10 protein-coding genes are annotated in these 13,064 nt (G+C 59.4%); 8 read left to right on the top strand and 2 right to left on the bottom strand.

The features are described 5' to 3' along the window. The first annotated feature begins 110 nt into the window (after window positions 1-110). From FHX08_RS09900 to pstB, 5 genes are all read left to right on the top strand, one after another. Window positions 111-914, top strand: a complete 804-nt coding sequence (locus FHX08_RS09900) for an SDR family NAD(P)-dependent oxidoreductase (protein ID WP_184327101.1) — start codon at window positions 111-113, stop codon at window positions 912-914. Window positions 915-1,204: 290 nt separating this feature from the next. After that, window positions 1,205-2,227, top strand: a complete 1,023-nt coding sequence (gene pstS / locus FHX08_RS09895; protein ID WP_132651166.1) for a phosphate ABC transporter substrate-binding protein PstS — start codon at window positions 1,205-1,207, stop codon at window positions 2,225-2,227. Window positions 2,228-2,315: 88 nt separating this feature from the next. After that, window positions 2,316-3,293: a phosphate ABC transporter permease subunit PstC gene (pstC, locus tag FHX08_RS09890; RefSeq protein ID WP_132651167.1), complete on the top strand. Its 978-nt coding sequence runs from the start codon at window positions 2,316-2,318 to the stop codon at window positions 3,291-3,293. Between the two features lie 2 nt (window positions 3,294-3,295). Further along, entirely contained in the window at window positions 3,296-4,153 is an 858-nt protein-coding gene (gene pstA, locus FHX08_RS09885) for a phosphate ABC transporter permease PstA (RefSeq protein WP_132651168.1), read from the top strand. A 50-nt stretch (window positions 4,154-4,203) separates the two neighbouring features. Next, window positions 4,204-4,962 (top strand): phosphate ABC transporter ATP-binding protein PstB, encoded by a 759-nt coding sequence (gene pstB / locus FHX08_RS09880; RefSeq protein ID WP_245508200.1) that lies wholly within the window; start codon window positions 4,204-4,206, stop codon window positions 4,960-4,962. Between the two features lie 83 nt (window positions 4,963-5,045). Here pstB and FHX08_RS09875 read toward each other — a convergent pair whose 3' ends face one another. Next, a complete protein-coding gene (locus FHX08_RS09875; RefSeq protein ID WP_132651170.1) occupies window positions 5,046-6,290 on the bottom strand; it encodes a cytochrome P450 in 1,245 nt (414 codons plus the stop codon). Window positions 6,291-6,335: 45 nt separating this feature from the next. Beyond that, the gene (locus tag FHX08_RS09870; RefSeq protein WP_132651171.1) at window positions 6,336-7,589 is read right to left on the bottom strand and encodes a diguanylate cyclase; all 1,254 of its coding nucleotides are present in this window, start codon (window positions 7,587-7,589) and stop codon (window positions 6,336-6,338) included. A 372-nt stretch (window positions 7,590-7,961) separates the two neighbouring features. Between FHX08_RS09870 and clpP the strand changes: the two genes are divergently transcribed. The 3 genes from clpP (at window position 7,962) to lon (ending at window position 12,993) form a co-directional block, all read left to right on the top strand. Beyond that, on the top strand, window positions 7,962-8,591 hold the full coding sequence (gene clpP, locus FHX08_RS09865) for an ATP-dependent Clp endopeptidase proteolytic subunit ClpP (RefSeq protein WP_132651172.1): 630 nt from the start codon (window positions 7,962-7,964) through the stop codon (window positions 8,589-8,591). A gap of 305 nt (window positions 8,592-8,896) precedes the next feature. Further along, on the top strand, window positions 8,897-10,174 hold the full coding sequence (gene clpX, locus FHX08_RS09860; protein ID WP_132651173.1) for an ATP-dependent Clp protease ATP-binding subunit ClpX: 1,278 nt from the start codon (window positions 8,897-8,899) through the stop codon (window positions 10,172-10,174). Between the two features lie 401 nt (window positions 10,175-10,575). Then, the gene (lon, locus tag FHX08_RS09855; RefSeq protein ID WP_132651174.1) at window positions 10,576-12,993 is read left to right on the top strand and encodes an endopeptidase La; all 2,418 of its coding nucleotides are present in this window, start codon (window positions 10,576-10,578) and stop codon (window positions 12,991-12,993) included. The last annotated feature ends 71 nt before the right edge of the window (window positions 12,994-13,064 follow it).

The raw sequence follows: 13,064 nt of genomic DNA, 5'->3' as shown, positions 1-13,064 counted from the left end.
CGTCAATCTCAGCTGCCGTTTATTTTTCATTGCGCCTCTTGCGCAAGATCGGCTTTCTTCCTCATATAGTGGCATATGCCAGTAAATTCCAATCGCGAAAGGATGGAACCATGTCTGCCTCTACTCCCGGAACTGCCCTTATTACCGGCGCCTCTTCGGGCATCGGCGCAACCTATGCCGACCGGCTTGCTAAACGCGGCTACGATCTTCTGCTCGTCGCTCGCGACGTCACGCGCCTGAATGCGCTTGCTGAAAAGCTTTCGGCAGAGCAGGGCATCAAGGTGGATGTGCTGCCGTCCGATCTCACCAAGCGTGAGGATGTACGCAAGGTCGAACAGCGCCTGCGTGCAGATGAGGCCATCACGCTTCTCGTCAACAATGCCGGCATCGGCCCGAAGGGCACGCTGCTCGAAGACGACATCGACTATCTCGAAACTATGATCGAACTGAACGTCATCGCCGCAAACCGGCTTGCCGTTGCTGCCGCCCAGACCTTTGCCGAACGCGGCAGGGGCGCAGTCATCAACATCGCCTCCGTCGTTGCCTTCATCCCCGAGCGTTTCAACGGCACCTACAGCGCCACCAAGGCCTTCGTACTGAATCTGACTCATGCGCTGAATGCCGAAGCCGGCCCGAAGGGCGTCAAGTTCCAGGCAGTCTTGCCGGGGCTGACCCGTACCGAGATCTTCGAGCGTGTCGGCGGCTCCTTCGACCGCTTTCCACCGTCCATGGTGATGGATGTGACGGATATGGTGGATGCCGCTCTCGCCGGCTTCGACCAGGAAGAACTGATCACCATTCCCTCGCTGCCTGAAGTCGCCGATTTCGACGCATTCACGGCTGCTCGCCACAGCCTCGGCCCGAACCTTTCTCACGACAAGCCGGCCGTCCGTTACGGCATTTCGAAATCCTGATTGCGACATTTCCTAAAAGGGCTGCGGCAATCAACCGCAGTCCTGCGGCATTCGGGCCGCACCTCCTCGTTAAGACTTTGTTAACGCGCGATTCATTCGGAAACTCAGTGACTTCAGCAACTTATGCACACCTTTGCATTCTGCTTCGATGTCACAAACTGTCATCAAACTGTAATAATAGACGCCTAGCCCCCTTCCCGTGACGAGGAAATCAGCGCCCTCGATAGTGGACACCCCCTCCATGGCGCCGAGCCTTGTCGTCCTTTCATTCCATCAGGGAAGAGTCGCGAATGCTCACCAAGAAACTTCTTTCGGCCTGCCTCGGCGCTGGCCTGGTTGCCGCTCTGGCAGTCTCGGCTTCTGCTGCCGAAATTACCGGCGCTGGCTCCACCTTCGTCTATCCGGTTCTTTCGAAGTGGTCGGCAGACTACAACAAGGAAACCGGTGACAAGCTGAACTATCAGTCGATCGGTTCGGGTGGCGGTATCGCCCAGATCAAGGCTGCAACGGTTGACTTCGGCGCCTCTGACGCCCCGCTCAAGCCGGAAGATCTGACGGCTGGCGGCTTCGGCCAATTCCCGCTCGTTGTCGGCGGCATCGTTCCCGTCATCAACGTCAAGGGCATCAAATCGGGCGAACTGAAACTCTCGGGCAAGGTTCTCGCTGACATCTACCTCGGCAACGTCACCAAGTGGAACGACAAGGCCATCGCCGACCTAAACCCGGGCCTGAAGCTGCCCGACAGCCAGATCGCCGTTGTTCACCGTTCGGACGGCTCGGGCACCTCTTTCAACTGGACGAACTTCTTCTCGAAGGTCAATCCGGACTGGAAGTCCAAGGTCGGTGAAGGCACCGCCGTCAACTGGCCGGTCGGCATCGGCGGCAAGGGCAACGAAGGCGTTGCTGCTTACGTCACCCGCGTTAAGGACTCGATCGGTTACGTCGAATACGCCTACGCCCTGCAGAACAAGCTGCCTTACGTTCTCGTCCAGAACGCTGCCGGCCAGTATCCGAAGCCGAACGCTGAAAGCTTCTCCGCTGCCGCTGCTAGCGCAGAATGGGGCAAAGCTCAGGATTTCTACCTGATCATGACCAACGCTCCGGGCGAAAAGGCCTGGCCGATCACGGCGACCACCTGGGCCATCATGTACAAGGAGCCGAAGGACGCTGCTCGGTCCAAGGCTGCTTTCGCCTTCTTCAAGTGGGCTCTCGAAAAGGGTCAGAAGGAAGCTTCGTCGCTCGATTACGTCCCGCTTCCGGACTCTCTCGTGAAGCAGATTGAAGACTACTGGACGGCCTCCTTCAAGGGCTGATCCTGACGAAACTGCGGTCGGGGCGGGAAGCTTGGCTTTCCGCCCCGAATGCCTTTGACACCCCCTCAAAGCAGCAGAGCGTACGGATATGAGCGAAGCAATGGCATCGCTGCCCGCCAACACCGCGGGCGTTAAACGCCGCGATGGCGCCGCAGGCGATCGTATTTTTTACTGGATAGTTTTGGGCTGCGGCCTGTTTGTTCTTGCCGCCCTTTTGGCAGCGGCGATCTCCATGGCCATGGGCGGGCTTCTTGCCTTCCGCACCTTCGGCTTCGGCTTCCTGACCGGCACGGAATGGGATCCGGTTGCCCAGCAGTTTGCGGGACTCGTGCCGATTTATGGCACCCTGGTTACCTCCGCATTGGCCATGATCATCGGCGTTCCCGTCAGCCTCGGTATTGCAGTGTTCATTACTGAAGTTGCGCCTCGCTCCGTCCGTGGACCGATCGGTGGCGCCGTCGAGCTCCTCGCCGGCATTCCCTCGATCATCTACGGCATGTGGGGCCTTTTCACGTTCGCTCCTTTCATGTCCGATTACGTCCAGCCGGTGCTGATCGACTGGCTCGGCCCGATCCCGGTGATCGGCGCCCTGTTCTCCGGCGCCCCGCTCGGCATTGGCATGCTGACGTCCGGCATCGTGCTGGCGATCATGATCATTCCCTTCGTCTCTTCGGTCATGCGTGACGTCTTCCTGGTCGTTCCCGCACAGCTGAAGGAATCGGCCTATGCGCTGGGGTCGACCAAATGGGAAGTGGTGCGCGACATCGTCATTCCGCACACCCGCACCGCCGTCGTCGGTGGCATCTTCCTTGGCCTCGGCCGCGCGCTCGGCGAAACCATGGCGGTGACCTTCGTACTCGGCAACACCCATAACATCGCGGTGTCGCTGATGGAGCCGGGTACTTCGATTGCCGCGACGCTCGCCAACGAGTTTGCCGAGGCTTCCGATGACCTTTACAGGTCGTCGCTCGCAGCCCTTGGCCTCATCCTCTTCGTTGTCACCTTCATTGTTCTGGCAGCCGCCAAGCTCATGCTCGTGCGCATGGCAAGACAGAGGGGAGAGTAACCATGGCTACCTATTCAGGTTCTCTCTACCGCCGCCGCCAGATTGGCAGCATCATCGCGCTGACGCTTTGCGGCATCGCCACCGTCCTTGGCCTCGTCTTTCTGGTCTGGATCCTCTGGACGACGCTGGTACATGGCCTGGCGGCGCTGAGCCCCACGCTTCTCACGGAAATGACCCCGCCGCCTGGCGAAGATGGCGGTGGTCTCGCCAACGCTTTCATGGGCAGCCTGCTAATGGTCGTTCTGGCTGTCATCATCGGCACGCCAATCGGCGTGCTGGCAGGAACCTATCTGTCGGAATTTGCCCGCGGCAAGAAGCTCGGCGAGGTTATCCGCTTCGTCAACGATATCCTGCTCTCCGCTCCGTCGATCATCATCGGCCTGTTCGTCTATGAACTCGTCGTCCGCCCGACGGCGCGTTTCTCCGGCTTTGCCGGCGGCATCGCGCTCGCCTTCATCTTTCTGCCGGTCGTCGTGCGCACGACCGACGAGATGCTGCGGCTGGTTCCGGATGTCATGCGCGAAGCCGCACTCTCGCTCGGCATCCCGCGCTGGAAGGTCACGCTCAACGTCCTCTATCGCGCTGCCTCTACGGGTATCCTCACCGGTATCCTGCTCGCCATCGCCCGCATTTCAGGCGAAACCGCGCCGCTCCTGTTCACCGCTCTGAACAACCAGTATTGGAGCCTGGATATGTCGCAGCCGATGGCGAACATTCCGGTCGTCATCTTCCAGTTCGCTATGAGCCCCTATGAGCAATGGCAGAATCTCGCGTGGGCCGGCGCCTTCGTGATGACGGCTGTCGTTCTAATCCTGAGCGTCGTATCGCGCTCCGTCCTGAACCGAAAAGGTGGGAAATGATGCTTCAGTCCCAAGACACTTTCGAAACTGCCAGCAAGTCCGAAAAGCCCATGGCTAAAGACAAGATCGCTCTCGAAAACGTCAATTTCTATTACGGCGACGCGCACGCGATCAAAGATGTGAGCCTGAGCTTCCCTGAGCGTCAGGTCTCCGCCCTGATCGGTCCCTCCGGCTGCGGCAAGTCCACGCTGCTGCGCATCCTGAACCGCATCTACATGCTGTATCCGAAGATGCGCGCCACCGGCTCGATCAAGCTCGACGGCAAGAATATTCTCGACCCGGGCTTCTCGATGAACGAGCTGCGCGCCCGCGTCGGCATGGTATTCCAGAAGCCTGTGCCGTTCCCGATGTCGATCTACGACAACATCGCCTACGGCATTCGCCACCATGAGCGCCTTAACAAGGCCGATATGGATATCCGCGTCGAGCAGGCACTGCGTCAGGCCGCCCTCTGGGATGAGGTCAAGGACAAGCTGAAGGGCAGTGGCCTCGGCCTTTCAGGCGGTCAGCAGCAGCGCCTCTGCATTGCCCGCGGCGTGGCGCTGCGTCCGGAAGTCCTGCTTCTCGACGAGCCGACCTCGGCCCTCGACCCGATCTCGACCGCCAAGGTCGAAGAACTGGTCGCACAGCTGAAGGGCGAGTTCACGATCGTCATCGTCACCCACAACATGCAGCAGGCAAGCCGCATCTCCGACAACACCGCCTTCATGTATTTGGGCGAGCTGATCGAATACGGCCCGACCGCGCAGATCTTCCAGTCGCCGAAAATCAAGCGCACCGAGGACTACATCACTGGCCGCTACGGCTGATACGCCTTTCCCTTTCGGAACAGAAAGGGCCGGCACGCGAAGAGCGTGTCGGCCTTTTTACTTTCAGGTGTCGGACCGCTGCTTTACCAGACGAGATCCAGGCGATCGAGGCCGTGGAAGTGATAGACGTCCTTGATGACGGGCGTCTTCGCAAGCTTCAGACCCGGCAGGCGCTTGAAAAGGATCGGCAGCACGATGTTGAGTTCCAGGCGCGCCAGAGGCGCGCCGATGCAGAAATGGATGCCGGCGCCGAAGGAGAGGTTGGGCGCCTCGTTACGGTCAGGCCTGAAGGTGAGGGGATCGCTGAATTTGGCCGGATCGAGATTGGCGGCGGCCAGGATCATGCTGATCTTGTCGCCGCGCTTGAACGCTACGCCGTCGATCTCGGCGGGTTCGAGCGCCCAGCGCTGGAATATATGAACGGGCGCGCAGATGCGCAACGACTCCTCGACGGTGCGCTCGGTGGCGGTCTCGTCGCGGAAAAGCTCGGCCGGATCATAACCGCTGTCCAGAATGATGCGCACGGAATTGCCGATCTGGTGAACCGTCGCTTCATGGCCGGCATTGAGCAGCACGATGGCCGTCGAGACGAGCTCGTCTTCCGTAAGGTACTGGCCCTTGTGCTCGGTATGGATCATGTGGGTCAAGAGGTCGTCGCGCGGTTCGGCACGGCGCTCGGCAACGACAGTCTTGACGTAATCGGAAAATTCCCGCGCCGCCTGCTCGGCGGCATCCTCGTCCGCGCGGGTGCGTCCGAACATATACATGCGCACATAGGCATGCGACCACCTGAGCAACTGCGGCCCCATTTCTTCGGGAATGCCGATCATGCGGGCGATCATCGTCACTGGAATGATATCGGCAAAGGCCGAGAGAAGCTCGACTTCACCCCGGTCAGCAAAGCCGTCGATCAACCTATTGGCGAGCTCTTCGATTTCCGGCTTCATTTTCTCGACATGTCGCGAGACGAAGGCGCGGTTGACGAGGGTGCGCAGCCGCGTGTGTTCCGGCGGCTCCAGTTCCAGCAGCGAATAACGCTCGGCGAGATCGAAGGCGGCGAGATGCGGCTCGGGTTCAGGCAGGCCGAGTTCCTCGCGGCTGGCGATATGCAGGATCTGCCGGCCGAAGCGGCGGTCGCGCAGCAGTCCATTTACGTGATCATAGCTGGTGACGAACCACTGCTTCTGCTGTTCCCAGTAGAAGGTGGGACAATGGGCATGAAGCGCTGCATAGACCGCGTTCGGGTTGCTGTAGAAAGCCGGGTCGCTGCCGTCGAGCGACACATGGCGGATTGCAGGATCGATCTTGAGAAAGGGCGGTATCATCATGGCCAGAGGCTTAGCGGATTTGCGTGGCCTCGGAAAGATGGGCACTTAACCTGCACGCGAGAGGACCCCCATGCGGCGCAGTGCTTCTACCTGGTCGTCGAGGGTCGGCACGAGTTCGCCGGCGTGCATGTTCGGTTCGCCCGGCGCCGGCGCAGCGGTCTCTTCCTCGCCGAAGACAACCGTACAGTTGCGGCCGGCAGCCTTCGCTGAATAGAGCGCCCGGTCGGCGGCCGATACCATCCGGTCGATATTGGCCTCGATCGCCGAGGACAACGCGATGCCGACGCTGACGGTGGCGGGGATCAGTGCCTCGCCGGTGCTGACCGGCAGGCGGCAGAATTCAGCGCGGATCGATTCCGCCAGCGCTTCCGCTTCCGTCTGGTCGCGGACGGTCACGATGGCTGCGAATTCCTCGCCGCCCATGCGGCCGAAGATATTGTTGGGAATATACTGGCGTGCAAGGTGGGCAAAGGCGGTCAGCACCGCATCGCCCGACTGATGGCCGAAGCGGTCGTTGACGCGCTTGAAATGGTCGAGGTCGAAGAGGATGACACCGACCTGGTGCTGATCTTCGTGCGCCTTATTCTGGATCTTGTCGAAATAGCCGAGCAGGCCGCGGCGGTTCAGCACGCCCGTCAGCGAATCCGTGAGCGTCAGGAAGCGCAGGTGGCGTTCCGACCGTTCCATGATGAGGCGGCAAGTGAGCGCGAAAGCGATGATGAGCAGGAAGGCGGTGGCCATGGCGGCTGCGCCGCCGAAATTGATCGCGTCTCGATCTGAAGGCAGAGTGAGCGCCATTGTCAGCGCCACGCCGAAGCAGAGTAAGGCCTGCAGCACGAAAATCGCCATCAGCTTGATGCGCGTGCGTTCGCGATGGATGTCGCCGGCGGCGACCGCCATGGCAAGCGCAGTGGCGCCGGTCGCGGAGGAGAGATTGTAGAGAATGACGCGGTTGGAATAAACCTCGTTGATCCACGGTAGGAAGACGCCTGCGAGCCAGATTGCCGGCGGCAGCAGCGCCCACCACTCCATCTTCTTGCGGTCGAGCGCCAGGAAGCCGGCGACCCAGGCACTTTGCCCGAGCAGAGCGACGGCATTGCCGATTTCAATGGAAAGGAGGTTGGGGATTTCGCCGCGGGCTGCAGCGAGCGCAAAGCCGACGCCGCTGAACAGGAAGCCGAGCCCCCAAAAAAGATAGGCGGCGCTTTTCCGGTTGTGGCGCCAGGCCACGAACAGAATCAGAGCGAGCGTCAGGGCTTCGGAGCACCAGATGGACAAACCTGTAGTGACATTGAACACAGCAGCAACCCCTTGAGTGTTGCCTGCATTCTTGCCGAAGAAGCTCGCTGTTTGATTAATGGCACAAATCTGCGATCCGCATATCTGCCGGTAAGCTTTCCGACCGATTAAATGACCGCAAAATGTCTCGAATACGGTAAGCCTTCCTTCATCCTGTCACGGAGAAAACCTGTGAGAGGCAAAAGCGAACCCTCGCCGTTAACAGGCGTTTGGAAGAAACGGGATGGGGAATGACAAAGCCATATGCCGCGCTCGCTTCTTAACGTTATCCTTATGCGTGTCTTGAAGAGGGGGGCTGGGACACTCTATGTAGAGACAAGGCATTTTTCTTTGATTCCCGGCATTCGCCGGAAAGACGTTAAAAGGACGCACATGAGAAACCCAGTCGATACCGCTATGGCACTCGTGCCGATGGTTGTGGAACAGACCAATCGCGGTGAACGCTCCTACGACATCTATTCGCGCCTGCTCAAGGAACGCATCATCTTCCTGACGGGCCCTGTCGAGGACCATATGGCGACACTCGTCTGCGCTCAGCTTCTCTTCCTCGAGGCCGAAAACCCGAAGAAGGAAATCGCGCTCTACATCAATTCGCCGGGTGGTGTCGTCACCGCCGGCATGGCGATCTACGATACGATGCAGTTCATCAAGCCGGCCGTCTCGACCCTGTGCATCGGTCAGGCCGCTTCCATGGGCTCGCTCCTTCTGGCCGCAGGCCACAAGGATATGCGTTTTGCCACACCGAATTCCCGCATCATGGTCCACCAGCCTTCGGGCGGTTTCCAGGGTCAGGCATCGGATATCGAGCGTCACGCCCGCGACATCCTGAAGATGAAGCGCCGCCTCAACGAAGTCTATGTGAAGCACACAGGCCGCACCTATGAGGAAGTCGAAAAGACCCTCGATCGTGACCATTTCATGGATGCGGACGAGGCGCAGTCCTGGGGCGTCATCGACAAGGTTCTGACATCGCGCATCGAAATCGAAGGCGATCAGGCCTAGTAATTAATAGGGATGGTGTTTTCGCTGCCACAGTTCTATCCCATTTGTGATTGAACAAGGGGTTTCAACTGGCGGCGGAGACGCTAATAGTAGCTATTAATGCTATGTTGAATTTTTATGACATAGCATTCGGCATTCGAAGGGGAATTCGTTGCCGCCGGTACCCGGACATGATTGATTGGGCCCGGTTCGTACCCCCTGAAGCCCTTGTCGGCAGGAACTCCGGGTAGGGAGCGCTGTCAGGGAGCTGATTGAGTGGACCGCGATTTCGCGTTGGAAATGCGGCGTGCTGGAAGGAAAGTGATATGAGCAAGGTCAGCGGCAGCAACGGCGGCGACAGCAAGAACACCCTCTATTGTTCGTTCTGCGGAAAGAGCCAGCACGAAGTCCGGAAGCTTATTGCCGGACCGACCGTGTTCATCTGCGATGAATGCGTCGAACTGTGCATGGACATCATCCGCGAGGAGAACAAGTCCTCGATGGTCAAGTCCCGTGACGGCGTTCCCACGCCCCAGGACATCATCAAGGTCCTCGACGAATATGTCATCGGCCAGCGCCAGGCGAAGAAGATCCTGTCGGTCGCCGTTCACAACCACTACAAGCGTCTCGCGCACGCCTCCAAGAATGGCGATGTCGAACTGGCGAAGTCGAACATCATGCTGGTCGGCCCGACCGGCTGCGGCAAGACCTATCTTGCCCAGACGCTCGCTCGCATCATCGACGTTCCCTTCACGATGGCCGATGCGACCACGCTGACCGAAGCCGGCTATGTCGGTGAAGACGTCGAAAACATCATCCTGAAGCTTCTGCAGGCTGCGGACTATAACGTCGAGCGCGCTCAGCGCGGCATCGTCTATATCGACGAGGTCGACAAGATCTCCCGCAAGTCCGACAATCCGTCCATAACCCGCGACGTATCGGGCGAGGGCGTGCAGCAGGCGCTTCTGAAGATCATGGAAGGCACGGTAGCCTCCGTACCGCCGCAAGGCGGCCGCAAGCATCCGCAGCAGGAATTCCTGCAGGTCGATACGACCAACATCCTGTTCATCTGCGGCGGCGCTTTCGCAGGTCTCGACAAGATCATCTCCGCCCGCGGCGAGAAAACCTCGATCGGCTTCGGCGCGACGGTCAAGGCACCCGACGACCGCCGTGTCGGCGAAGTGCTGCGCGAGCTGGAGCCGGAAGATCTGGTCAAGTTCGGCCTCATCCCGGAATTCATCGGCCGTCTGCCGGTTCTGGCAACGCTTGAGGACCTCGATGAGGATGCGCTGATCCAGATCCTGTCCGAGCCGAAGAACGCCCTGATCAAGCAGTATCAGCGCCTGTTCGAGATGGAAGACGTCGAACTGACCTTCCACGAAGATGCGCTGCGCGAAATCGCCCGCAAGGCGATTGTCCGCAAGACCGGCGCACGCGGCTTGCGTTCGATCATGGAGAAGATCCTGCTCGACACGATGTTCGAACTGCCGGCACTGGAAGGCGTGCGCGAAGTCGTCATCTCCGAAGAGGTCGCACGCGGTTCGGCCCGCCCGTTGTATATCTACGCCGATCGCCAGGACGAGAAGACAAACGTTTCGGCCTGAAGCGTGAGTTGAGACCGTAATTTTAAGGGGCTTGCCTTGCGCTGGCCCCTTTCTATTTGAAAACGGGTGCCGGGCGCTGTTAATAGTTGCGGGCAAGGTTGAAAACAGCTTTTGCCGATATTGCGCATTCGATGCCCCTTGGCAATGATGCTGTGATTCCGTAGCGTGTTGCTGGCGTTGCTATTTTAGGCGGTTCGGAAATGGTAAGCGTCGCTCCAGTCAGGCGCATCATTGTGTTAGCGTTCCATTGTAATAAAGCTGTCACAACCGTGGAACGCGAGCGTTAACGTGGCTTGAAAAGCGTAGTCAGAACCTCCACTTGTAAGAGCAAGTGAGAGTGCCGGCCGGACCCAGCGGCCGCACCAAAGAGCCCGGTAACGGGACGATGGAAAGGAATAAAAATGACGAAGAAAACGTCTGTAGCGAGCAGCACCGCCTATCCTGTTCTCCCCCTGCGCGACATCGTGGTTTTCCCCCACATGATCGTGCCGCTGTTCGTTGGGCGGGAAAAGTCGATCCGTGCGCTCGAAGAAGTCATGGGTTCTGATAAGCAGATCATGCTCGTCACACAGATCAACGCGAGCGACGACGACCCGGATCCGTCCGCGATCCACCGCGTCGGTACTGTCGCAAACGTGTTGCAGCTCCTGAAGCTGCCCGACGGCACCGTAAAGGTTCTGGTCGAAGGCCGCGCACGCGCCGAGATCGATACCTATACGAGCCGCGAAGATTTCTACGAGGCCCTTGGCCATGTGCTCGAAGAGCCGCATGACGATCCGGTCGAGCTGGAAGCTCTGTCGCGTTCGGTCGTGTCGGAATTCGAAAGCTACGTAAAGCTCAACAAGAAGATTTCGCCCGAGGTTGTCGGTGCGGCCAGCCAGATCGACGACTATTCCAAGCTCGCCGATACGGTCGCTTCGCACCTGTCGATCAAGATCACCGAAAAGCAGGAGATGCTGGAAACCACCAGCGTCAAGGCTCGCCTGGAAAAGGCGCTCGGCTTCATGGAAGGCGAGATTTCGGTCCTGCAGGTCGAAAAGCGTATCCGCTCGCGCGTCAAGCGCCAGATGGAGAAGACCCAGCGCGAGTACTACCTGAATGAGCAGATGAAGGCGATCCAGAAGGAACTCGGCGACGGCGAGGAAGGCCGCGACGAGATGAGCGAACTGGAAGAGCGCATCGCCAAGACCAAGCTGTCCAAGGAAGCCCGCGAAAAGGCTGACGCCGAGCTGAAGAAGCTGCGCCAGATGAGCCCGATGTCGGCCGAAGCCACCGTCGTGCGCAACTATCTGGACTGGCTGCTCGGTATTCCCTGGGGCAAGAAGTCGAAGATCAAGGCCGATCTCAACAATGCCGAGAAGATCCTCGAAGCCGATCATTTTGGCCTCGACAAGGTCAAGGAGCGCATCGTCGAGTATCTGGCAGTCCAGGCTCGTGCCACCAAGATCAAGGGTCCGATCCTGTGCCTCGTCGGCCCTCCGGGCGTCGGCAAGACGTCGCTCGCCCAGTCGATCGCCAAGGCGACCGGCCGGGAGTATGTCCGTATGGCTCTCGGCGGCGTTCGTGATGAAGCCGAAATCCGCGGTCACCGCCGCACCTATATCGGCTCGATGCCCGGCAAGGTCATCCAGTCGATGAAGAAGGCAAAGAAGTCCAATCCGCTCTTCCTGCTCGACGAAATCGACAAGCTCGGCCAGGACTATCGTGGCGATCCGTCTTCGGCTCTGCTCGAGGTGCTCGACCCGGCTCAGAACTCGACCTTCATGGACCACTACCTGGAAGTCGAGTACGATCTGTCCGACGTGATGTTCATCACGACGGCGAATACGCTGAACATCCCGGCTCCGCTGATGGACCGTATGGAAATCATCCGTATCGCCGGCTACACCGAAGATGAAAAGCGTGAGATCGCCAAGCGGCACCTGCTGCCGAAGGCCATCAAGGAGCATGCGCTGCAGCCGACTGAATTCTCGGTCAGCGACGACGCCCTGATGGCGGTCATCCAGCAGTACACACGCGAAGCCGGTGTCCGTAGCTTCGAACGCGAACTGATGAAGCTTGCCCGTAAGGCGGTCACCGAGATCATCAAGGGTAAGACGAAGTCGGTTCATGTCACGGCCGAGAACATCCATGACTATCTGGGCGTTCCGCGCTTCCGTCACGGGGAAGCCGAACGCGAAGATCAGATCGGTGTTGTCACGGGTCTTGCCTGGACGGAGGTCGGGGGCGAGCTGCTGACGATCGAAGGCGTCATGATGCCCGGCAAGGGCCGCATGACGGTCACCGGCAACCTGAAGGAAGTGATGAAGGAATCGATCTCGGCAGCGGCCTCCTATGTCCGCTCGCGCGCCGTCGACTTCGGCATCGAACCGCCGCGCTTCGACAAGAGCGACATCCACGTGCATCTGCCGGAAGGCGCCACGCCAAAGGATGGTCCATCGGCCGGTGTCGCTATGGCAACGGCGATCGTCTCGATCATGACCGGTATTCCGGTCAGCAAGGATGTGGCAATGACGGGTGAAATCACCCTGCGCGGCCGTGTCCTGCCGATTGGCGGCCTGAAGGAAAAGCTGCTTGCGGCACTGCGCGGCGGCATCAAGAAGGTGCTGATTCCGGAAGAGAACGCCAAGGATCTGGCTGAGATCCCTGACAACGTGAAGAACAACATGGAGATCATCCCGGTCTCCCGCATGGGCGAAGTCATCAAGCATGCCTTGGTCCGTCGCCCAGAGCCGATCGAGTGGGATGGCACTGTCGACACGCCTGTCATCGCTACCGTTGAAGGACTCGACGATGCGGGTGCGACCATAGCTCATTGAGGCTTGGCTGCCACATTTATGCCCTAATGTTGCAAATCGGAAAAAAGGCCGGCGGAAACGCCGGCCTTTTT

Origin of the sequence: Rhizobium sp. BK529, from assembly GCF_014194105.1 — a bacterium.
Taxonomy (GTDB): domain Bacteria; phylum Pseudomonadota; class Alphaproteobacteria; order Rhizobiales; family Rhizobiaceae; genus Rhizobium.
This window is presented reverse-complemented; position numbering and strand designations above follow the sequence as displayed.

Bases quoted from the DNA above. Each gene is read 5' to 3' on its own strand.
- pstB (WP_245508200.1), top strand. From the start codon at position 4,204: ATGGCTAAAGACAAGATCGCTCTCGAAAACGTCAATTTCTATTACGGC.
- clpX (WP_132651173.1), top strand. From the start codon at position 8,897: ATGAGCAAGGTCAGCGGCAGCAACGGCGGCGACAGCAAGAACACCCTC.
- pstS (WP_132651166.1), top strand. From the start codon at position 1,205: ATGCTCACCAAGAAACTTCTTTCGGCCTGCCTCGGCGCTGGCCTGGTT.
- FHX08_RS09875 (WP_132651170.1), bottom strand. From the start codon at position 6,290: ATGATGATACCGCCCTTTCTCAAGATCGATCCTGCAATCCGCCATGTG.
- pstC (WP_132651167.1), top strand. From the start codon at position 2,316: ATGAGCGAAGCAATGGCATCGCTGCCCGCCAACACCGCGGGCGTTAAA.
- clpP (WP_132651172.1), top strand. From the start codon at position 7,962: ATGAGAAACCCAGTCGATACCGCTATGGCACTCGTGCCGATGGTTGTG.
- lon (WP_132651174.1), top strand. From the start codon at position 10,576: ATGACGAAGAAAACGTCTGTAGCGAGCAGCACCGCCTATCCTGTTCTC.
- pstA (WP_132651168.1), top strand. From the start codon at position 3,296: ATGGCTACCTATTCAGGTTCTCTCTACCGCCGCCGCCAGATTGGCAGC.
- FHX08_RS09900 (WP_184327101.1), top strand. From the start codon at position 111: ATGTCTGCCTCTACTCCCGGAACTGCCCTTATTACCGGCGCCTCTTCG.